Genomic DNA, 21,391 nt, shown 5'->3' with positions numbered 1-21,391 from the left:
ATATAGAGTATTCAGAGCGCTAACTAAACCGTATAATGCTTCTCACTGAATGCCGGGAGCTTGTCTTGCCTGCATTTAGACAACTTTCCCAGAGTCTTATGACAAGGCTTTCTGTTTTTTCCGGTTGATTGAACTCGATCAAGGGAGTATTCCGAAAATGTTAAGCGCTGATGATTTCAGACGCCTGCAGTGGCACAGTCGACGCGGTATGCTGGAGCTTGATGTCTTGCTGGAGCCCTTCACCAATCAGGTTTTTAAAAAACTGTCTGCAGAAGATCAGTTTGTCTATTTGAAATTAATCGATTGTGAAGATCCGGATCTGTTTGCCTGGTTTATGGGGGATGGTCGTCCTCAGGATCCCGAGCTGGCGAGTATGGTGGACAAGGTTCTGCAATATGCCCGAAGTGGCTTGGATAGCGGTTTGGATAAAGCTTTAGATAGTGGTTTGAAGGATGCGGTCAGGGCCCAATGATTCTCTGATTGAAGTGCGGGCAGGTTTCTCTGTTCGTCACTTCATACTAACTGTTTTCTGTTATCTTTTTGCCAGTATGGCATTGTTTTTCACATCTCTTAACTTCCTCTGTACCATATTGTTGTTTGCAGTCCTGAATGCCTATGCCGTTTATTATTACCTGTCACAGCTAAAAAAAAGTCTTGGCACCAGTGTGCTTGCTATACGCTGGTATAGGGAGCGATGGTTCATTGGGACCCGAAAAGGTTGGCAGCCATGCATACCACAGGGCGAATGGCTGGTATTGCCCTGGTTGATGTGCCTGAGGTTTCGTGGTGAGGATGAGCGAAATTATTCGGTGAATTTTTTCAAGGACTCCGATCATCCAGCGTCACTGCATGCTCTGAGGTTGCGCTTAATGTTGATGAGCAAAGGAAGAAAATAAAGTATTAAAATTATGTCATCGCTTCCATGAGGAATACAGTTGCTTCCCTGCTCCAGACTATCGGTAAAATATCGTTGATAATATCGCAGCAGTAACGCCATCAATGCTGCAGCTGGAGAAAAGGGAAACGTATACAGAAGCTCAGGGTCATTTTTACAAAGGCGTTCCATGAAGTGTCTTCGCCCGACGATTTCCACAATGGACTGCTAATACTGACAAAGCCCCGGCAACTACTATAAACCCGCAAAACCCACCGAGAAACGCGTACACGCCGCTGTAATCCTGATGCTGTTCTGGAAAGAAAAAATTGTATCTGTTTTCGTTCGCATATTCAGTTTCAGTGTGGATTTTTGTTAGCTGATGAATACCAAACTCGTCAATTCTGTATTCCAGTACATATCCATTTTCATCACTGAATGAAAAATACCCAGGCTCCAGATCAAGATTTAATGTTGCCAGAATCATTCCCTCTTTATTTTTGATAATAATCTGCGTGCCGACATTTTCCGGAATAGCCTCAGAGGCGTCTGGCAGCACTTGTTTCGTCGAAGATGATATTGACGAGGACTGTAGCGACGAAGACAGTGTTGCTGAAGGGCTGACTGTTGTATAGGTCATATCACTGGTATCAGACATTGTTGCCGACGTTATTACATCCCTTGATTTCCAAGCCACTTCGATTGAATATTCCAGCTCTTTTTTCAAGCTTAGAATGGGTCTGAAGGGCTTAAACTCACGCTCCTTTGGCATCAAGTCGCGTAACCCGGTTGTATTTTGGGAGGTCGAATTTGTATTTATAAAAGTCTTGTTTAAAGGCTGACCTGAATGAGTTGGCAGAGCCGTGCTTTTGGTAATAGTGCCATTGATTGCAGGAGCTGATGTGTCAGACTTATATAAAACGTCCTGCAAAAAGATGGGCGCAGGCGTTGCACTTAAAACAGCTGTATCAATAACACTACCTTCATCCTCTTCATAGAAACCAAGATACAATTCTGAGGAGTCTTCCGGATCTTCGATTAAAATCAGATGGAACAAATTTTTCAGTGATGCATGTCCCCTAAGTGTGTAGTAAAGAAAATCAGATTCTTTAGCCTGAAAGCGGACTTTTGACTCAATCTTGTTTATTGCCTGACTCCCCCGCAAGGACTTACCCAGCGGGTTTATTGAGACAGATATTTTTTTAGAGGTGGTCATCGAATAACCTTTCATGAATTTTGCAATTTTAACTCTGGCTTTTGATGCTGACGATTTTATGTAGCTCGTCACCTTGTGACCACTTCCTTTTGAACCGCCACCTTTGTAACCACCACCTTTGTAACCGCCTCCTTTGGAACTGCTACTTTTTCCGCCACCTGAGGAGCCTCCGCCTCTTCGAGCCTCTCTTCTGTCTCTTTCAGAGATAGCACCACCCTCCTGAGGATCGTATGGCAAAAGGTCATCTGCACTGATCTCATTATTCACAGCCCATAGAGAAGAACAAAAAGGGAGAATCAAGGCCAGAAGCAGGCTTGAAAGTATTTCCATGAAACTATGAACCACCTGTAAAATAAATACCAAAAGAAAAGGGTAATCCCCGCATTTAACGGATTACTTGAGAGTCCGCCTGAGTAGCGGGAAGCTTAGACATCACATTTTTACCTGTCCAATCAAAACACTTGCAGATTTACATGGAGTTTATTGAATGGTACTCATGTTTAATTTTAAAAGTATGATCGTTCGCACAGGTATGGTCGATATTGGTCTATCCTTGTTCATTCTTAGGTTGGGTTTGCCCTGAATTACAACTGAATGGATTGGGACTCATGTTGCTTTGAGCTGGCTTCCGGGGAGTGCTTCAGAGTGCTGTCCGGATTGTAATTCGTTATGTTGGGCCACGGTGGTCAGGAGCAAACTTGGTGTCTTGAGTCATAATGATTGTGATAACAAAAATGATCTCTATCGATAACGTATCTTCTGCTCCAGAGCTCTCCAGTGACTTCATGCATTTTATGGAACACGACCACTTGCAGGCCTGGGGGGTTCATGACTGTCACGACAGAGCGTTCTATCTCAATGAGCACTCTCTCTGGTTGTATGGTATTCCCCTGCGCTACAAAGTATGTGGTAAACGGTTTTCGGAGATTCCGGCACCTATATTCTCTTGCTGTTCTGACCAGATTGTGGCGCAGAACAACATTTGTGTCAGCGAGAAAAAAGAGATTACTGTCCTGAATGTGCATCCGGGAGGAAATGGCTGGTTTGCCTACATTTCCAGGAAAAAACCTCACTACAACCATCTGCACCAGATAGACGGGGTGCTTAGTCATGGTCATTCGGTGACACAGTCTTGGATGAAGGCTGCTTTGAATATACGCTGCCTGATGAAACTGGATGGTCGAGCCAAAGGTCAGTCGACATTCCGCATAGGCGTTATGCCCAGTCTGAGCCCCAGAGAGTCAGAGGTGCTGTTTTTCCTGATTTGTAATCAACAGATTAAGCAGATTGCAGGTATTCTGTCACTGTCTGAAAATACCATCCGGTCCCACATTGAGCATCTGAAAAAAAAGTTTGAAGTACACTCCATCGCTCAGCTGATAGAAGCGGCGATTTCTGTGGGCTGTCACGACTTTCTGCCTCCCACCTTACGTCTCAGACAGTTGTCTATGGTAATGGTTAACTGATACATGCGCATCAGGAACGTACAATGGTATCTGTTGCCGTTTCACAAACATATTGGGATCAAATCAAGCCATTTTTTTGCCGTCGAAAATTTATCATCCCCGAGGGTGACTAGCAGCCTGTCGGACTTAAGGCTGTCCTGCTGCGGTTGCAATAAATTGGTCTAAAAATTCCTGCTTCTTCGTCAAATAGCTCGCTATTCTCCTCAGAAGCAGAAATTTTTATCCTCAATTTCTTGCAATCCTCGCTACGGACGCTTAAGTCCGACAGGCTGCTAGAAATTGTTTCAGTCGTTCATTGTTGATTTATGAATATTGTTGATTGATTTTTCAGAGAGGCAGTTATGGCTTTGCCCCAGAAAAAGGTGGTAGCGATTACATCCTTGGGCGGACTCCTTGAGGCCTATGACTTTACCGTTTATGCGCACATGGCAGCCTACATCTCGCAGGTTTTTTTTCCTGCCTCAGATACTACCGGTTCGCTGATTAATACCTTTATTACTTTTGCGTTTGGATATATTTCCAGACCGCTTGGGGCTATTGCCTTCAGTCACTGGGGAGATCGCTACAGCCGTAAGGCGAGTTTTACGGTCACCATTCTGCTAATGGCGATCTCAACATTGTTGATTGGTCTGTTACCCGGTTATGCCCAGTGGGGTCTGCTGGCCCCTGTTCTTCTTGCTCTTTTGAGGTTTTTGCAAGGATTCTCTTTTGCAGGTGAGCTTTCTGGTGCTTTCACTTATCTCTATGAAACCGTCCCTGCCCGAACACAAGGCTTTGCTGTCAGCATTCTGGGTGCGGCGACTCTGGCTGGAACTCTGCTGGGTGTCAGCCTGCATGGGCTACTGGTTCATCTATTGACGATGGAACACATGATTGATTGGGGATGGCGAGTGCCCTTCATACTGGGTGGATCTCTTGGAGCTGTCAGTTATGTCGTCAGAAGACGTTTTGTGGAGCCAGAAGCTTTCAGACTTCTGTTGACACAGGGTGAAGTGGAAAAAGTACCAGTGCTCACGCTGTTGAAACACTACAAGTCACAAATTTTTACCGGGCTACTGCTGGTCATGCCGGTGCTGGTTGCTGTGACAGTGCTGGTCTTGTTTATCCCTGGCTATCTGACTCGATTGCTCGACTATCCAGCCAGAGAGGTGGCTCTTGCCAATGGCCTCAGCATGTTCGCCGGAGTGCCTTTATGCCTGCTGATGGGCTGGCTGGCTGATCGGGTCGACAGGCGCTATCTGATGCTCAGCGCTTCTCTTCTGATCGTTGTGATGGCCTGGCCACTTTTCGATTGGTATGCTTCTGGCGATGCGAATCTGTTGGTGACTGCTTTAATCGGGGCCATCCTTTGGGGGATTATCGATGGCATTTCACTTTTGCTGCTGGTCTCGGCCTTTCCAACAGGCATCCGTTTTACCGGAATGGCTTGCGTATACAATATCGCCGCTATGATTTTTGCCGGCTTTGGCCCAGTTATCTCAATGGGTTTGATTCGAGTGACTCACTTGCAGGCAGCTCCTGCATTTTACCTGATGATCAGTGGGTTGGCAGGTTGTTTGGGGGCTATGCTGATATCACCTGAACAGCGAAGGAGTCATCCAACATTCTCTGATGAGCTGGAACCCACCGCTTAGACACAATGCCCGGGCTGTGGATTCCAGCGATTCGGGGACATTAAAAAGTGATTGCGTTTTCCGGTACAAAGTTTTCTGGTATCAGGGTGGTTTCTTTGCTGGATTCCAGTGTGAATGGGAAGTCCAGATTGAAATGCAGTCCCCGGGACTCCTGCCGGGAGAGAGCACATTCAATAATCAGCTCTGCAACCTGGGACAGATTCCTCAATTCAATCAAGTCATTGCTGATCTTGAAGTTGCTGTAAAAATCATGAATCTCATGTTGCAATAATCTGGATCGGTTCCTGGCTCTCAGAAGCCGCTTAGTCGTCCTGACAATGCCTACGTAGTCCCACATGAAGCGTCTGAGCTCATCCCAGTTGTGTGAGATCACAACATTTTCATCAGAGTCGGTCACCAGACTGTCGTCCCATGCTGGAATTTCAGGGCAGGGAGGTTGATCGGCGATGGTACGGTTAATATCTTCGGCGCAACTTCTGGCGCTGACAAAGCATTCCAATAGTGAGTTGCTGGCCAGACGGTTGGCTCCATGCAGTCCGGTAAATGAACATTCACCGATGGCGTAAAGTCCCGGGAGATCAGTTTGGCCGTTAAGATCCACAAGAATGCCGCCGCAGGTGTAGTGAGCTGCCGGAACGATAGGAAGTGGTTCGCGGGTCATATCAATCCCGTATTTCAGGCACCGCTCATAAATATTCGGGAAATGAGATTTAATGAAGTCCCGTGGCTGGTGACTGATATCCAGAAACAGGCAGTCTGCACCCAGCTTCTTCATTTCATGATCAATGGCTCTGGCGACAATATCCCTGGGGGCCAGTTCACCTCGTTGGTCGTAGTCATCCATGAAGCGAGTTCCATCAGGTCGCACTAGCAAACCACCTTCTCCGCGGACAGCTTCAGATATCAGGAAGGACTTGGCCTTGGGGTGGAACAGGCAGGTAGGATGAAACTGGTTAAACTCCAGGTTGGCAACCCGGCAGCCGGCACGCCAGGCCATGGCTATACCGTCTCCGCTGGCACCATCGCTATTAGTGGTAAAAAGATAGGCTTTGCTGGCACCACCACTGGCAATAGCCTGTGCACGTCCGCGGAACAGTTTTACCTGGTCTGAATGGATATCCAGTACATAAACCCCGACGCACTTTTGTTCATCCAGACCAAGTTTACTGGTAGAAACGACGTCGATGGCCAGATGATGTTCATAGAGGTCAATGTTGGGTTGTTTCCTGGCTTTGTCGATCAGGGTTTCTGAAATGGCTCTGCCGGTTGCATCAGCGGCATGAATAATTCTTCTGGTGCTGTGACCGCCTTCCCGGGTCAGGTGAAAGTCAAAATTCTTTTCATCCTCCTGTTCACGGGTAAAGGGGACGCCCTGGTCAATCAGCCACTGGATGCTGGCATTACCCTGTTCTACAACGTGTCTGACAGTAGACTCCCTGCAGAGTCCCGCACCTGCTATGAGTGTATCTTCTATATGTTTATCCAGGCTGTCCTGCTGTGTGTCCAGAACGGCTGCGACTCCACCCTGGGCCCCGGCTGAAGAGCCGGCCATTAACTCGCCCTTACTCAAAATGGCGACGCGCAGGTGGCTATCCAGGTGGAGTGCCAGTGTCAGTCCCGCTGCGCCACTGCCAATGATTACTACGTCATAGTCAAGTATCGGATGCATGTATATTCCCTGATCCCTCTAATAACAGACTGCGGGGTCTGTTTCAGGAGCTCGTCACCGACAGGCTCCGGTCTGAAAAATATTATGAACACGGGCAGGGATATTATCCACTGGACATCAGGTGTTCAGGCTGGACTGCGCAGTTTCCTGTGCCCGAGAGGCTGACCGTAAACAGACTACTTTTAAGCGGTGGCAGCGAATGGGCCTAAAATTTTCTGCCATCCTCAGCACGTGCACTATCTCGGGTCAGTCTCCTTTAGCCGGGTATGGAGTGAATATGGTCGTTTTGCAGGTGAAACTGGAACTCACAACCATGATGGTTAAACTCACTTCCATCTAAAGCTGCGCCAGAGGTTGCCGATGGAATGTACGAAGAAAATCACTCACCTTTACAGTGAAAAACATTACGCTAACAAAGTTTCGTAATGCTGTCTTGGCTTTTGGCTGTATGAGCAGACTCAACGTACGGCGTTATAAAAGACTGAAAAATCGGTATCTAGTATATAGAAATTATAGTGAGCACTATAGTACGCTGTGATGATCCGAGTCAGTTTTCAGCCGATACTGTGAAATTTTTTTGAATGAGTTCGGGAACTTTCTGGCCGAAACATGGTCTATATAGAAGAAAACAGAGTTCACTGCACGATCGTGTGTTTGTGGAAGGGGGGGGAGTCTTGTCAGCTGGGGCGCCGATTTGCGTTCGATCAGTTGGCAGTTGCATCTGTTTATTCCTTCGCCATTCGCCCTTGTGTTTTCTGCAGTAGTGGGGGACTCCCTCTATGGTAGAACAACCACAGGCGGATAAGCAGCTCGTTGAGCGCGTGCAGAAAGGCGATAAGACGGCTTTCGATATGCTAGTGCTCAAGTATCAGCATCGGGTACTGGGTCTGGTAGGCAGTTACATTACTGACTATCAGGAAGTGCAGGATGTAGCTCAGGAGGCCTTTATTAAGGCCTATCGGGCGATAGACAAGTTCCGTGGCGACAGTTCTTTTTACACCTGGCTCTATCGGATTGCCGTCAATACTGCCAAGAATTATCTGGTTTCCAAGGGGCGCAAGATTCCAGAGTCTGAGGTGGATGTTCATGATGCAGATCTATTGGATACCGTAACGGCTATTCGAGTGGTTGAAACCCCCGAGCGGAATCTTTATCGGGATGAGATTGAGCAGGTGATCCATGATGTGATCCGACGTCTGCCAGACGAGTTACGAACTGCTGTAGTGCTGAGGGAGTTTGATGGGCTCAGCTATGACGAAATTGCCAATGTAATGGATTGCCCCGTTGGCACGGTTAGATCAAGAATCTTCCGGGCCAGGGAGGCAATTGACAAGGTAGTCGAGCCACTTTTGCGCCGTAATTCCTAGCAGCCTGTCGGACTTAAGCGTCCGTAGCGAGGATTGCAAGAAATTGAGGATAAAAATTTCTGCTTCTGAGGAGAATAGCGAGCTATTTGACGAAGAAGCAGGAATTTTTAGACCAATTTATTGCAACCGCAGTAGGACAGCCTTAAGTCCGACAGGCTGCTAGATAACAGGCCGTTACAGCCTTTAGGGAGGAAAATGACTCCCTTAGAGGATTCATTTTCGTATTATGTTGACTGAAACTGCTGATACTTTTTGCATCGTGTATCAGCTGGACCGGGAGACCAGAGGTATGCCAATGAGTGAGAAAACACCTCACAATCATGCCCAGGAAAGGTTGAATGAGTCGCTGTCCGCAGCAATGGACGGTGAAGCAGGAGAGTTTGAGCTTCGTCGAGTGCTGGATAATATCGGCAGCGATGAAGACTTGCGAGATAAAGCTCGCCGATATCAAATGGTGGGTGACGCACTGCGGCATGAAACCAACGAGTTTGTGAATATCGATTTGTCAGCCGCTATTCGTGACAGGTTGAAGTCTGAGGTACCTCAATCTGTGGCCAAAGAGACATCTGCTTCCAGCCAGGGCGTTCTTGAGGTTGTTGACCGGTGGTGGTCTAAAGCGGGGCGAGTAGTGGTTGCTGCTTCTGTTGCATTGGCTGTGCTGCTGGGTGTGAAAAATTACAATTCTACCCCTGAAGCTCTGCCTCTGGTAGCATCGGTAACTGATCAAACGACATTGTCACAACCAGTACAAATTGCTCAAAACGGCTACGGTGCTGCTGGAATTCAGGCGGGATACAGTTCTCGTCAGCATGACAGTATTACCCCGGAACAGCTCGCACAGGCACAGAGTGTTGCTGACAGGGCTATCAGGGAGCGTTTCAGGGCGTATGCGCTTCAGCATGCTGAAATGAGTGCCATGAATTCAGGACAGGGAATCCTCCCTTTTGCGCGCTTGACCACTTTTGAATCACAATGAGTCTATGAAAGGAATTCGATTGAATAGGGGGCATTTAATGCCTTTGCTGCTGGTCTTACTGGTAGCACTGGAGGGTCACGCATTTCCTGTTGACCAATCATCAGAACCTGCTGGTCAGTCATCAAAGCCTGCCGGTCAGTCATCAAAGTCTGTCGGCCAGTCATCAAAGTCTGCCGATACGCCTGAGAAATGGTTGGAAACCATGATTCAAGCCACTCAAAATCTTACCTATCGCGGACACTTTGTTTACCAACAGGGTGCTAACCTAGAAACCCTGGCAGTGGCGCACACGCTTCAAAAAGTGGGTGGCAAGTCAGAAGAGCTGGAAAGTATTGCTTTTCTGGATGGATTGCCCAGAGAGATGGTTCGTCAGGGAAAGATTATCACTTTCGCCAGTGCTGGAAGAGAACCCACAAGATTTGAACATGAGTCTCTGGTTCCGATGGTGGGACGTTTTACTTCCGGTCATTTTGACAACCATTACAAGCTGAAGCCAGCCGCTCTGGATCGTATAGCGGGTCGGGAAGCTGTTCAGCTGCTGGTGGTGCCAACGGATCGGTTTCGTTATGGTTACCAATTATGGCTGGATCGTCGAACCGGTCTGCTCCTCAAGTCCGTAATGGTAGATAGTGAAGGCAGGATCATTGAGAGAATGCAATTCACCAGCCTTGAGCTTCCGGGAAACCTGACCTCTCAAGAGCTGGAGCGCTTAAAGCGAAAACTGCCTGCATCAACAGGTAAGAATGTGGTAAAACTGAGTGGCAAATCCGTTCCTGGAAAGGCGGAATGGAGCTGGGAAACTGGTTGGATACCTGAAGGTTTTTCGCCTCATGGTCACAGCAGCAGAAACTCAGCCGTCAGCAGTCAGAAAGTGGATACTCTGAACTTTTCTGATGGATTGGCCAGCTTTTCAGTATTTGTTGAGCCCGACGAAACACGGGTATTGAGTCAGGCCACCGAGCAGATAGGCTCTATGGCAGCAGTATCCAAAGTGTTCCGTAACGGTGAAAAGTACTTTCATGTCACTGTTCTGGGTGAGATTCCACTGGGTACGGCCGAGAGGATAGCAGTTTCAGTTCGCCCCAGAGAGCAGAGTCAGAAGGCAGATAAATGATCGAAGAAAAAGGCAGGGTTGTGGCCGTTGGACAGGATGATGTCTGGGTAGAGACCATTCGCAAAAGCACCTGTTCCAGTTGCAGTGCACGTAATGGCTGTGGTCAGAGTCTGCTTGAGAGGTATCGCCCCAATAGGCAGCAGTCGTACATCCGCGCTATGAATGGCTTCTCCATTCAAGAGAATGATCAGGTCGTTATTGGTATACCCGAAAGTGCCCTCATGAGAGCATCGGTTCTCCTTTATCTGTTGCCATTGATAGGCATGATGGGGTCAATCTGGCTTGCCACTGTTACTGGCTGGAATGATTTTTACACTGTCTTGTCTGCTATAGCAGGCCTTGCACTCGGGTTTATTCCCGTACGTATGCGGGGTCAATCAACCAGCGACATGTGTCGCGTTAGAGTGATAAAGGTACTACCCCGGAAGGTGGTCGAGCCTGAATTAATGAAAACCGGCCAGTCCTGGTCAGCATAAACATTATAATTTTTCATCCACATTACCCATGCTGGGTCTCTAATCACAAGGTGTAAGGAGAAGTCAGGTTCATGAACAGGGTCAACCTTCTCTTCAGGAACTTTATTTGTTTTCTGAGTCTCTCGCTGCTTTCGGTGCAAATGGTTCAGGCCAGTGAACTACCGGACTTTGCCCGATTGTTCGAAGAGGCCTCGCCCGCTGTCGTTAATATCAGTACACTTGCGGCCCCAAAACAGGGGCGTGCGCAAATTTATGGTCCGGGTGGCGAAGAGTTGCCCGAGATATTTCGTCGCTATTTCGGTTTGCCCATGCCTGATGCTCCCTCTGGTAAGCCGCAACCAATGTCTCTGGGTTCCGGATTTATCATCTCTAATGATGGTTATATCCTCACCAACAATCATGTGGTTCAAGGTGCAGAAAAAATCATTGTCAGGCTGCATGATCGCAGTGAGAAAGTCGCCAGGCTGATTGGTGCCGACAAACGTTCCGACCTGGCGTTGCTGAAAATTGAGAGCAAAGGCAATTTGCCTGTCGTGAAGATGGGCGACTCTCATGATGTCAGACCGGGTCAGTGGGTGGCAGCTATTGGCTCGCCATTCAACTTCGAATACTCCATCACCAAAGGTATTGTCAGCGCTCTCAACAGGAGTCTGCCCAGTGATGCCTATGTTCCATTCATTCAGTCAGATGTGCCGATTAATCCAGGTAATTCCGGTGGCCCGCTGTTCAACATGAAGGGCGAAGTGATCGGTATTAATTCCCAGATATTTACCCGCTCTGGCGGTTTCATGGGGCTGTCTTTTGCTATTCCATCGGATCATGTTGAGTGGGCTATTGAACAGCTGAAGGAAAAAGGTTACGTCACACGTGGCTGGCTAGGTGTAGCTATCCAGGAAGTGGATCGCGACCTGGCAGAGTCTTTTGGTCTTGAAAAGCCAAAGGGGGCCCTAATCAGTCAGGTTGTGCCCAGTGGTCCCGCGGACAAAGCCAAGTTGCATCCTGGTGATATCATTACCAGTGTCAATGGCCGTGAAATTATGAGTTCTGGTGCTCTTCCCATGGCTATTGGAGTCATCAAACCCGGTGACAAAGCAGCTCTTGAACTGATTCGCGAAGGCAAGAAAGAAATCGTTAAGGTAAAAGTGGGTGAGTTGCCCGATGAGCAAAGCCAGCATTCAGAGCATCCTGCTCTGGACACGGATAAGAAAGAGAATCGTCTTGGCATTCAGGTCGAGGGTCTGAATGATGACTATCGCAACAAGTTGCGTCTAAACAAGGATATCAAAGGAGTGGTGCTGACTGGTGAGATTTTAGGTGTGGGTCGATCCATTGGTCTTCGTCAGGGAGACGTTATCACAGATCTGAACAATAACCGTATTGAATCGGTCAAGGACTTTAATAAGGTGGTGGCTGATCTTCCAAAGGATCGCCCTGTTTCCATGAGGGTGATTCGAAGTGGGCAATCTGGTTACATCACGTTCCGACTGACCGAGTAACCAGGCTTTGATCAGGGTTTCAAGTCTTCAGGGGTGATCTGTATCTTCAGATGCTGTAGACTCCGCCTCTACATACAGCAGCTTCGCGCCTTTATTTCAGGCTCGCAGATTCCCTGCAAGCTGAACAACAGTCCTCGTGAAAGAGATTGAACTCTGAGCGGGGACAAATTTTTTGTAGTGATGCAATCGTGAGCGACTTAAGTCATATCAGGAACTTCTCCATAATTGCCCATATCGACCACGGTAAGTCGACGCTGGCAGATCGCTTTATCCAGACCTGTGGAGGGTTAAGTGATCGTGAAATGCAAGCTCAGGTTCTCGACTCCATGGAGCTTGAGCGTGAGCGTGGTATTACCATTAAGGCTCAGAGTGTCACACTGGATTATACCGCCAAAGACGGTATCACCTATCAGCTAAATTTCATCGATACACCCGGGCACGTTGATTTTTCCTATGAAGTTTCACGTTCTCTATCCGCTTGTGAAGGTGCTCTTTTAGTGGTGGATGCCGCCCAGGGCGTTGAAGCACAGTCTGTGGCGAACTGCTACACCGCAATCGAGCAGGGGCTGGAAGTGATGCCAGTACTCAATAAAATGGATTTGCCTCAGGCAGAACCTGAGCGTGTGGCGCAGGAAATCGAAGAAATTATCGGTATCGATGCCCTGGATGCCGTCCGCTGTTCTGCCAAGAGTGGTCTGGGTATTGACGATGTGCTTGAACGTCTGGTTCAGACCATCCCTGCGCCGCAAGGCGATATCGACGGTGAGTTGCAGGCCCTGATTATTGATTCCTGGTTTGATAATTATCTGGGTATTGTATCACTGGTGCGTGTCAAGAACGGCACCTTGAAGAAAGGCGACAAGGTGCTTGTTAAATCGACCGGTCAGACCCATGGCGTAGATAATGTGGGTATCTTCTCTCCAAAGATGAACGCTATCGGCGAACTGAAAGCGGGTGAGGTGGGCTATGTTATTGCTGGTATCAAGGACATTCATGGTGCACCTGTAGGTGATACCCTGACGCTGGCAAAAACACCGGATGTTCCGGAACTACCAGGTTTTCAGAAGGTCAAACCTCAGGTCTATGCTGGCCTTTTTCCGGTCAGCTCAGACGACTTTGAGTCTTTCCGTGAAGCTTTGGAAAAACTTAGTCTTAATGATGCTTCTCTGTTCTACGAACCTGAGAGCAGTGATGCCCTGGGCTTTGGTTTCCGCTGTGGCTTCCTCGGTATGCTGCATATGGAAATTATTCAGGAGCGTCTTGAGCGTGAATACAACCTGGATCTGATTACCACTGCGCCGACAGTAATCTACGAGGTTGAGCTGAAAAATGGCGATCTGATTGAGGTGGACAACCCATCTAAACTGCCAGATCCTGCCGGTATCCAGGAAATCAGGGAGCCTATTGTTCAGGCGAATATTCTGGTTCCCCAGGATTATCTTGGTAATGTGATCTCCCTGTGTGTAGAACGTCGGGGTGTTCAGAAAGACATGCAGTTCACTGGCAGTCAGGTAGCAATAACCTATGATATGCCTATGAACGAGGTGGTTCTGGATTTCTTTGACCGCCTGAAGTCTGTCAGTCGCGGATTTGCGTCTTTGGACTACAGTTTTGATCGTTTTGAGATGGCCAACATGGTGAAACTGGATATTCTGATCAACGGTGAGAAAGTCGACGCACTGGCTCTTATTGCTCATAGAGATCATGCTGTCTCCAGGGGGCGTTCGCTGGCTGAAAAGATGAAAGAGATCATCCCTCGCCAGATGTTTGACGTCGCCATTCAGGCTGCAGTAGGTGGTCAGATTTGTGCACGAACCACTGTCAAGGCGCTGCGCAAGAATGTAACTGCAAAATGTTACGGTGGTGATGCATCTCGTAAGCGTAAACTGCTTGAGAAGCAGAAAGCGGGTAAGAAGCGAATGAAACAGGTGGGTCGAGTTGAAATCCCTCAGGAAGCTTTTCTTGCTGTACTAAAAGTCGATAAATAATTGACCTATGGACGAGAAATTTCAGGTGTTCTAATTGAGTAGCTTGTCAAAATCGGCGGGCTTTTCGTAAACATGACGAACTATTCCGTTGAAGCATTGTTAACTCCCGCTTCAACAGTAATATTGGTAGAAAAAAGATCGGGTATCTGAGAACAAATAACCATGGATATTAATTTTCCACTGCTTCTGGTGCTGGCGGTTTTTATTACAGGTCTGGTTGCGCTGTTCGACAGGCTGGTATTATTGCCTAAAAGAAAGGCGGCTATTGAGAGCTTTAAGTCCGGTATGGGTTCTGAGCCTGATCAGGAAGCCCTGGCCAGACTGGAGAGAGAACCCGGTATTGTTGAAACCTGCAAGTCGATATTTCCGGTTTTGACACTGGTGCTGGTAGTGCGATCTTTTCTGTTTGAGCCCTTTCAAATTCCCTCGGGTTCCATGATCCCAACCCTTCAGGTGGGGGACTTTATTTTGGTGAACAAGTTTGAATACGGACTTCGTCTGCCGGTCATTGGTACCAAAATTGTTTCCATCAATGAGCCTCAACGCGGCGATGTTATGGTGTTCAAGGAACCAGATAATCCGAATATCAATTTCATCAAGCGAGTGATTGGTATACCGGGTGATGAAATTCGCTATTTGAACAAGAAGCTGACTATTAATGGCCAGCCTGTTCCTGAGAAATACATTGCCCAGCTGAGAGATCAGAGTCGAGCTTATCAGTTGTTTGAAGAGAGCATTGATGGCAAAAGCTTTGAAATTCGCAAAGACCTTGGTGTCAGAAGTCTGCGGGCTGAAGGTGTTTGGGTCATACCCCATGGGCAGTATTTCATGATGGGTGATAACCGTGATCGAAGCAACGATAGTCGTTACTGGGGGACCGTGCCCGAGAAAAATATTGTCGGTAAAGCGGTTTATATCTGGATGCACTGGCCAAGCTGGACTCAGCTGCCCAGTTTCAAAAATAATGGCATAATAAATTAATTATTCCTTCGGTTCGGCTCTGTCGCTCATGGTGCCAGAGTGGTTCCGGGGTTTAAATAGCAGATACTAATAACTCGGCGGGAGGGATCATGACCGTTGCAAAAAACAGACAAAAAGGACTGAGTACTTTGGGCTGGCTGGTAGCTATACTGGTCGGTGGTTTTATGATCATGTTGACTATCAGGGTGGCACCTGTCTACCTGGATGATTATGCCATCAAGAAAGTCCTGAAGTCTCTGGATACCAAGCCGGGTATTGAGGGAGCAAGCGTGCAGCAGGTAAGAGAGTGGCTCGACAAGGGGTTGCTCACCAACCGGATCCGACTGGAAGGGGAAGAATCCAGTGTCCTGCTGGATAAGGGTAAGTCGGTGGCGGTTGAAATCAACTATGATCGTCGTGTACATCTGATACACAACATTGATCTTGTATTAACTTTTGAACATAACTGGAACACTAAATCTCAGTGAAGACTGATGAACTTGCCCGGCTGGAACGTCGGCTGGGCTATACATTTTCTGATCGCAGCCGACTCGAACTGGCTCTGACCCACAGAAGCTGTGGCAGCCGCAATAATGAACGGCTCGAATTCCTTGGGGATTCGATCGTTAACTTTGTCATCGCAGAAGCTCTGTTTGAGCGCTTTCCTGATGCCCGGGAAGGACAGCTTAGCAGACTGCGTGCCCGTATGGTGCGAGGAGCGACACTGGCTGAAATTGGTCGTGAGTTCCAATTGGGAGACTCTTTGCGACTGGGTTCGGGTGAGTTGAAAAGTGGCGGTTACCGTCGTGAATCCATTCTGGCGGACGCAGTAGAGGCGATTATTGGTGCCATCTATCTGGATGCCGGTATGGAAACTTGCCGAGAGCGTATTCGCAGCTGGTTTGCTGATCGATTGTCAGAGCTCTCCGTAACCGATCAGCAAAACAAGGACCCTAAGACCCGTCTGCAAGAGTATCTTCAGGCTCGTCAGAATCCGCTGCCAAAATATCGGGTATTGAATATTCAGGGTGATGCCCACGATCAGGTGTTTACTGTTGTTTGTGAACTGGAAAGTCTGGATATCACCAGTGAAGGTCAGGGACCCAGTCGTCGTGGGGCAGAGCAGCAGGCTGCCCGTTTTGCGCTGGAAAAACTGCGAGTGGATAATTCATGAATTCAGCCGTGACCGGACCTGAAGCAGTGACTGAAGGTCAACGATGTGGCTATGTCGCTATCGTCGGACGTCCTAATGTAGGTAAATCAACGCTTCTCAACCATATACTGGGACAGAAGCTGTCCATTACCTCACGTCGCCCCCAGACGACACGACATCAGGTTCTCGGTATCAGGACGGAAGGCAATGTGCAGACCATTTTTGTGGATACGCCCGGTATGCATAAAGTGGAAAAGAAGGCCATTAACCGTTATATGAACCGTGCTGCCAGCAGTGCGCTGACCGGTGTTGATGCCGTTGTGTTTGTCGTCGACCGTCTGACCTGGAGCGAAGAAGATCAGCTGGTACTGACAAAGCTGAGTCATGTCAGCTGCCCGGTTATTCTATTACTGAACAAGGTCGATCGCCTCAAGGAACGCAAAGAAGAGCTGATGCAGTTTTTGCAGGAAGTGTCTGATAAGGCGGACTTCAAAGCTATTATTCCAGTGTCGGCTTTGCACGGTCATAATTTGAAAGAGCTGGAAAAATTGATTGATGATCTGATGCCCGAGAGCATTCATTTCTTCCCGGAAGACCAGATCACTGATCGCAGTTCCCGCTTCATGGCTGCTGAGCTGATTCGTGAAAAGATCATGCGTCAGTTAGGAGACGAACTGCCTTATGAAATGACGGTTGAGATCGAAGAGTTCAAACAGGAGATGCGTCCAAAAGGCCCGTTGCTGGTCATCAGTGGCCTGATTCTGGTCGAACGTTCCAGCCAAAAGTCAATTGTCATTGGTGACAAGGGTTCCAGACTTCGCCAGATTGGTCAGGAAGCCCGAATTGATATGGAAAAAATGTTCGACAGCAAGGTTATGTTGAATCTCTGGGTTAAGGTCAAGGGAGGCTGGTCTGACGATGACAGGGCCCTAAAAAGTCTGGGCTACGACTTTGATTGATGAATGAACTGAGCGCAGCCTGGATGCTTCACAGCAGGCCCTATAAAGAACGTTCTGTTATTGCTGAGTTTCTGGTGAAAGATCATGGCCGTATCGCAATGGTTATCAGGGGTGTTCGCCAGACAAAATCCCGCTCCCGGGCTGTTCAGCCTTTTACACGGCTCTTCGTCAGCTGGCGGGGGCGATCAGAATTGAAAACCCTCAGCAGCTTTGAAACTGCTGATGCCCTTCATCTGAAGGGACAGTCGCTCTACTGTGGTTTTTATATGAATGAGCTCTTGATGCGTTCATTGCTCCCAGGCCAGCCTCTGGATGGGCTATTTGAGTTGTATAGCGTTGTATTGGAGCAACTCACTACGGGCGCTCCGCTGCAACCCTTGTTGAGAGTGTTTGAGATTGAGTTGCTGGAAATGACCGGCTATGCCCCGTCGTTGACTTCTGATGCTGCATCAGGGGCAGATATACAACCTGATCTGCTCTACGAATTCAAAACCGGAGTAGGTTTTTTACCTGTTCTAACGATCAGGGAAAAAGATCGGCCCCGTTATTTTTCCGGAGAGCTGCTAGTGTCTCTGGCAGAGAGACGTTTTGACAACGTTCAGCATTTTCCGGGTTTTAAACGATTAACCCGTTTGGCACTGGCTCCCCTGGTGGGAGAGAAGCCGCTGAAAAGTCGGGAATTTTTCCTTACCAGAGAGAAGTTTGTCTCATGATTCCGCACAACCGCATCCTGCTGGGTGTGAACATTGATCATATAGCAACCATCCGTCAGGCCCGGGGAGGCACCTATCCTGATCCGGTTCAGGCCGTCATAGAGGCTGAGCAGGCGGGAGCTGATGGCATTACTCTGCATTTGCGCGAAGATCGTCGTCACATCCAGGACCGGGATGTGAGGCTGATTCGAAATGTGCTTCAGACGCGTATGAATCTGGAAATGGCTGCTACGGAAGAGATGTTGGCCATTGCTGAAGAGGTTTTGCCTCACGCGGTGTGTCTGGTGCCCGAAAAGCGTGAAGAACTGACCACAGAAGGTGGGTTGGATATTGTTGGGCAGATGTCTTCCATATCTTCAGCCTGCTCTCGAATGGCTAACGCTGGTATAGAAGTTTCACTTTTCATTGATCCGGATCTCAATCAGATTGAAGCTTCTGCTCAAGCGGGTGCTCCGGTTATTGAATTGCATACTGGTGCATACGCTGAGGCAGAAACCCCTGAAGTTATGCAGGCAGAGCTGGAAAGGCTAAAAGAGGGCACTGATTTTGCCCTGTCTAAAGGGTTGATAGTGAATGCCGGGCACGGTCTGAACTATCAGAACGTGGAGCCTGTGGCTGCTATCAATGGCATTAATGAGTTGAATATTGGTCATTCTATTATTGGTCGCGCATTCTTTACCGGTTTGAAAACGGCCGTAAAAGACATGAAGACCTTAATGCTGAGAGCTTCTCTTCATAAATGATTGCAGGTATAGGCACGGATATCGCCCGTATCGCACGATTTAAGAAAATCCTTGAGCGGCGGGCAGAAGCCTTTGCTCGCCGTATTCTTACGGATTCTGAGCTGAAAACCTTTAGGTCTCAGCCTCAGCAGGCAGCCTGGCTGGCCAAACGCTTTGCCGCCAAGGAAGCTGCTTCCAAGGCTCTGGGGACCGGGATAGGCAAGGTTTCTTTTCGGCATCTTGAGACATTCAGTGATGAGCAGGGAGCGCCTCATATGCGTTTTTTGGGGCATGCGCTTGAACTTCAAAAAGAGAGGGGGATCAAAGCGATTCATCTGAGCCTCTCTGATGAAACCGAACATGCTCTTGCTTTTGTCGTTCTCGAAAGCTAGCCCTTATTTGTTTTTCTTCACAACAAAATCTGTCTTGACGCCGTAGACCGACATCTCGATATGAATGACCTCCATAAAGTCACTGGCCGAAGTGATAAAATCATGCTTACGGTCAAAAACATGGTTTCCCGAGCTGTGATTAAACTCCAGATCATGACGGCATAATTGATGCCGCCTGGTCTTTCCAGCGTATTCCTGACTTGTTAAATGCGCACTTCAACCAGACTCTTGTATGCGGTCTCTAATCAGGCAGGGCACCCCGCATGATATTGGCCTATTTCCTGAATCCATCGTCCTGGTTCCGGATTGCAGCTTGAATATCCGGATCAGACTTCAGTCTGTCGCTGAGGAATTCATAGATGAAGGCGTCTCGTGAGAGCAATGGCAGGACAAAGTCCTTGTCATTTTTAAGGGACTCAGTGGCAAGGCTAACAAAGTAGTGAGCGTAAGGATTTTCCTCAATGAGTCTCTTTAACAGGGCTTCATCGTTTTTTACCATCGGCCCAGCAAGAGAGTAGTTTCTGATGGCTGACAGAACCACATCAAGGTCATTTTTGAGACGATTGCTGGCATAACTTAATAAATTTCCTTGCTGTTCTACGGCAGATTTAACTATTTCTTTATCATCATTAAATCTGTCAGCGATATAACTGAATATCCTTGGATTTTGCTGAACCAGAAAAAGCACCCTTTCCCTGTCGTGATCTAAGTCAAATTCTTCACGCAAGATTGGAATAAAAACCTCCAGGAAGCCGGTCTCAATGGCCATGTGAGCAAGCAGTTCATTGGTTATTCTTGCAGCAACATTCGGTTGAAGGTGTTTGGTCATAGCGGTAAGGATCTGCCGAAGTTCCGCATCTCTATCAGGAATTCTAGCTCTCATAAGCTGGTAGTAAGCTTTTTCGGCCATTTGAAAGAAGAGTTTGTATTTGCCATCCAGATAATCTAAGAACGTATAATCATAATGAAATTCTTGCGGCATAAACCGTGTTGTAATGGCATCTAATACCAGACAATGTTTGAATATCCAGTTATTGATAGGTTCGTCCAGTCCGTTTTGGGACTTTTTAACCAGGGTTTCAAAATGCCACTTGTTGGTATTTTTACTGCGATTAAATTTGTTGAGTAAAACATCCATGGAGGCCAGTCCTGACAGAATGGTCACCAATTTTACAAAGGCCTCTTGTGATTCTGATGTTGAATCAACTTGAGTGTATTCTATGGTCATTTTCCCTGCACTTTGATTGAAACTTATCGCCATTGGCCGTGAATTTCTATCAATTGATGCACAGCGGAGTGTCTGGACCAAAAACCAGAATCGCTTAAGTTTACCCTGCAAATCTTCGTTTTTATTGTCTTGGGAAAAATTATCAGAGATGTCGAGGCGGAGTGTACGGCCCTTGCCTCCCTCGGCCTGTTCCAACATGGTTATGGTGCAGACATGTATTTCGAGGGTGGCATTAATAGAAGCAGCATTCACCATATTAAGCATGCGTAGCTTGACTACGTTAAGTTTGGTCAGTACCTGGATGCAATTGTCATTTAATAGTCCGGAAACCGGTAACTTTCAAGGTAGATGTCGCCTCAACTTATGCAGCTAAATCACAATGCTGCTGATTCTCTGATCGCTCAGGGTTAAGCCATACCTCTGCCGGTAATTGCCAGTTTCTGGTTTCACGGCTTCCCCAACGCTCAGGGTGTTGCTCTTTTGCTTTACGGTAAACTCTTTCACGATTCAGAACCTTCTTCTGAGCCTTCCCTGTGTGTCTGTCGCAGGGTGTCTGGAACTTGATGCCACTGTGCTTATGCTCCATGTTGTACCAGTTTACGAACCCATACACCCACTCTCTGGCTGACTCCAGACTGGCGAAGTGATTCGGATACCCGGGACGATATTTCATGGTTCTGAAGCCTGACTCTGAGTATGAGTTATCGTTACTCACGCGTGGCCTGCTGAACGATGTCTGTACACCCAGTTGCTGAAGAGTACTTAGCATAGTCGCCCCCTTCATCGGGCTGCCATTATCCGAATGCAGGACCAGCGGTTGTTCCTGAAGACTGATCTTATGCTGCATGAAGGCTTTGCGGATCATCTGAGCAGCCAGGTCAGAGGACTCCCTCTCATGGACTTCCCAAGTCACAATCATGCGGCTATAAACGTCCAGAACCAAATAGAGGTAATAATATTTACCCCTGATGGGCGACCCCAAAAAGGT

Annotated in this window: 20 protein-coding genes; 16 read left to right on the top strand and 4 right to left on the bottom strand. The window is 47.9% G+C overall.

Annotated features, from left to right (window positions below; translation table 11 throughout):
* Nucleotides 1-157 precede the first annotated feature (157 nt).
* Nucleotides 158-472, top strand: coding sequence for a succinate dehydrogenase assembly factor 2 (locus KBW69_RS09595; protein ID WP_257255465.1), 315 nt, complete (start codon nucleotides 158-160; stop codon nucleotides 470-472).
* A gap of 577 nt (nucleotides 473-1,049) precedes the next feature.
* Here the strand turns inward: KBW69_RS09595 and KBW69_RS09590 are convergent.
* Nucleotides 1,050-2,420 carry a hypothetical protein gene (locus KBW69_RS09590; RefSeq protein ID WP_257276152.1) on the bottom strand — a complete coding sequence of 457 codons (1,371 nt, stop codon included), beginning with the start codon at nucleotides 2,418-2,420 and terminating at the stop codon, nucleotides 1,050-1,052.
* Between the two features lie 404 nt (nucleotides 2,421-2,824).
* On the opposite strand from KBW69_RS09590, the gene KBW69_RS09585 reads away from it, so the two are divergent.
* Nucleotides 2,825-3,556, top strand: a complete 732-nt coding sequence (locus tag KBW69_RS09585) for a LuxR C-terminal-related transcriptional regulator (protein WP_257276153.1) — start codon at nucleotides 2,825-2,827, stop codon at nucleotides 3,554-3,556.
* 341 nt (nucleotides 3,557-3,897) lie between these two features.
* On the top strand, nucleotides 3,898-5,190 hold the full coding sequence (locus KBW69_RS09580; RefSeq protein ID WP_257280710.1) for an MFS transporter: 1,293 nt from the start codon (nucleotides 3,898-3,900) through the stop codon (nucleotides 5,188-5,190).
* A 40-nt stretch (nucleotides 5,191-5,230) separates the two neighbouring features.
* Here the strand turns inward: KBW69_RS09580 and nadB are convergent, their stop codons facing one another.
* The gene (nadB, locus tag KBW69_RS09575; RefSeq protein ID WP_257275629.1) at nucleotides 5,231-6,859 is read right to left on the bottom strand and encodes an L-aspartate oxidase; all 1,629 of its coding nucleotides are present in this window, start codon (nucleotides 6,857-6,859) and stop codon (nucleotides 5,231-5,233) included.
* A gap of 779 nt (nucleotides 6,860-7,638) precedes the next feature.
* Between nadB and rpoE the strand changes: the two genes are divergently transcribed.
* The 13 genes from rpoE (at nucleotide 7,639) to acpS (ending at nucleotide 19,175) form a co-directional block, all read left to right on the top strand.
* Nucleotides 7,639-8,226 (top strand): RNA polymerase sigma factor RpoE, encoded by a 588-nt coding sequence (gene rpoE / locus KBW69_RS09570; protein WP_257280709.1) that lies wholly within the window; start codon nucleotides 7,639-7,641, stop codon nucleotides 8,224-8,226.
* A 295-nt stretch (nucleotides 8,227-8,521) separates the two neighbouring features.
* Complete coding sequence (locus KBW69_RS09565; RefSeq protein WP_257280708.1) at nucleotides 8,522-9,202, top strand: sigma-E factor negative regulatory protein; 681 nt, start codon at nucleotides 8,522-8,524, stop codon at nucleotides 9,200-9,202.
* Between the two features lie 37 nt (nucleotides 9,203-9,239).
* Entirely contained in the window at nucleotides 9,240-10,316 is a 1,077-nt protein-coding gene (locus KBW69_RS09560) for a MucB/RseB C-terminal domain-containing protein (RefSeq protein ID WP_257274645.1), read from the top strand.
* The gene (locus KBW69_RS09555) at nucleotides 10,313-10,792 is read left to right on the top strand and encodes a SoxR reducing system RseC family protein (protein WP_257274646.1); all 480 of its coding nucleotides are present in this window, start codon (nucleotides 10,313-10,315) and stop codon (nucleotides 10,790-10,792) included. The genes KBW69_RS09560 and KBW69_RS09555 overlap by 4 nt, the downstream gene beginning before the upstream one ends.
* Nucleotides 10,793-10,863: 71 nt before the next feature.
* Complete coding sequence (locus KBW69_RS09550; RefSeq protein WP_257274647.1) at nucleotides 10,864-12,288, top strand: DegQ family serine endoprotease; 1,425 nt, start codon at nucleotides 10,864-10,866, stop codon at nucleotides 12,286-12,288.
* Nucleotides 12,289-12,476: 188 nt separating this feature from the next.
* Nucleotides 12,477-14,276, top strand: a complete 1,800-nt coding sequence (gene lepA / locus KBW69_RS09545) for a translation elongation factor 4 (protein ID WP_257274648.1) — start codon at nucleotides 12,477-12,479, stop codon at nucleotides 14,274-14,276.
* 162 nt (nucleotides 14,277-14,438) lie between these two features.
* Nucleotides 14,439-15,257, top strand: a complete 819-nt coding sequence (lepB, locus tag KBW69_RS09540) for a signal peptidase I (RefSeq protein WP_257280707.1) — start codon at nucleotides 14,439-14,441, stop codon at nucleotides 15,255-15,257.
* Nucleotides 15,258-15,346: 89 nt separating this feature from the next.
* Entirely contained in the window at nucleotides 15,347-15,724 is a 378-nt protein-coding gene (locus tag KBW69_RS09535) for a DUF4845 domain-containing protein (RefSeq protein ID WP_257280706.1), read from the top strand.
* Nucleotides 15,721-16,410: a ribonuclease III gene (rnc, locus tag KBW69_RS09530; protein ID WP_257280705.1), complete on the top strand. Its 690-nt coding sequence runs from the start codon at nucleotides 15,721-15,723 to the stop codon at nucleotides 16,408-16,410. The genes KBW69_RS09535 and rnc overlap by 4 nt, the downstream gene beginning before the upstream one ends.
* Nucleotides 16,407-17,348, top strand: a complete 942-nt coding sequence (gene era, locus KBW69_RS09525; protein ID WP_257280704.1) for a GTPase Era — start codon at nucleotides 16,407-16,409, stop codon at nucleotides 17,346-17,348. The genes rnc and era overlap by 4 nt, the downstream gene beginning before the upstream one ends.
* Nucleotides 17,348-18,061 carry a DNA repair protein RecO gene (gene recO, locus KBW69_RS09520; RefSeq protein WP_257252959.1) on the top strand — a complete coding sequence of 238 codons (714 nt, stop codon included), beginning with the start codon at nucleotides 17,348-17,350 and terminating at the stop codon, nucleotides 18,059-18,061. Before era ends, recO begins: the two co-directional genes overlap by 1 nt.
* The gene (pdxJ, locus tag KBW69_RS09515) at nucleotides 18,058-18,804 is read left to right on the top strand and encodes a pyridoxine 5'-phosphate synthase (protein ID WP_257252961.1); all 747 of its coding nucleotides are present in this window, start codon (nucleotides 18,058-18,060) and stop codon (nucleotides 18,802-18,804) included. Before recO ends, pdxJ begins: the two co-directional genes overlap by 4 nt.
* Nucleotides 18,801-19,175: a holo-ACP synthase gene (acpS, locus tag KBW69_RS09510; protein ID WP_257274148.1), complete on the top strand. Its 375-nt coding sequence runs from the start codon at nucleotides 18,801-18,803 to the stop codon at nucleotides 19,173-19,175. Before pdxJ ends, acpS begins: the two co-directional genes overlap by 4 nt.
* Nucleotides 19,176-19,449: 274 nt before the next feature.
* On the opposite strand, the gene KBW69_RS09505 is transcribed toward acpS, so the two are convergent.
* Nucleotides 19,450-20,667: a DUF4116 domain-containing protein gene (locus KBW69_RS09505; RefSeq protein ID WP_257280703.1), complete on the bottom strand. Its 1,218-nt coding sequence runs from the start codon at nucleotides 20,665-20,667 to the stop codon at nucleotides 19,450-19,452.
* Nucleotides 20,668-20,764: 97 nt separating this feature from the next.
* Nucleotides 20,765-21,391, bottom strand: a 627-nt coding sequence (locus KBW69_RS09500; protein WP_257280702.1) for a DDE-type integrase/transposase/recombinase, incomplete at its 5' end; no start/stop codon positions are given.

Source organism: Endozoicomonas sp. ISHI1 (assembly GCF_024606225.1).
Lineage (GTDB): Bacteria > Pseudomonadota > Gammaproteobacteria > Pseudomonadales > Endozoicomonadaceae > Endozoicomonas_A.
The sequence above is the reverse complement of the archived record's forward strand: the minus strand, read 5'-3'. Positions and strand labels throughout refer to the sequence as shown.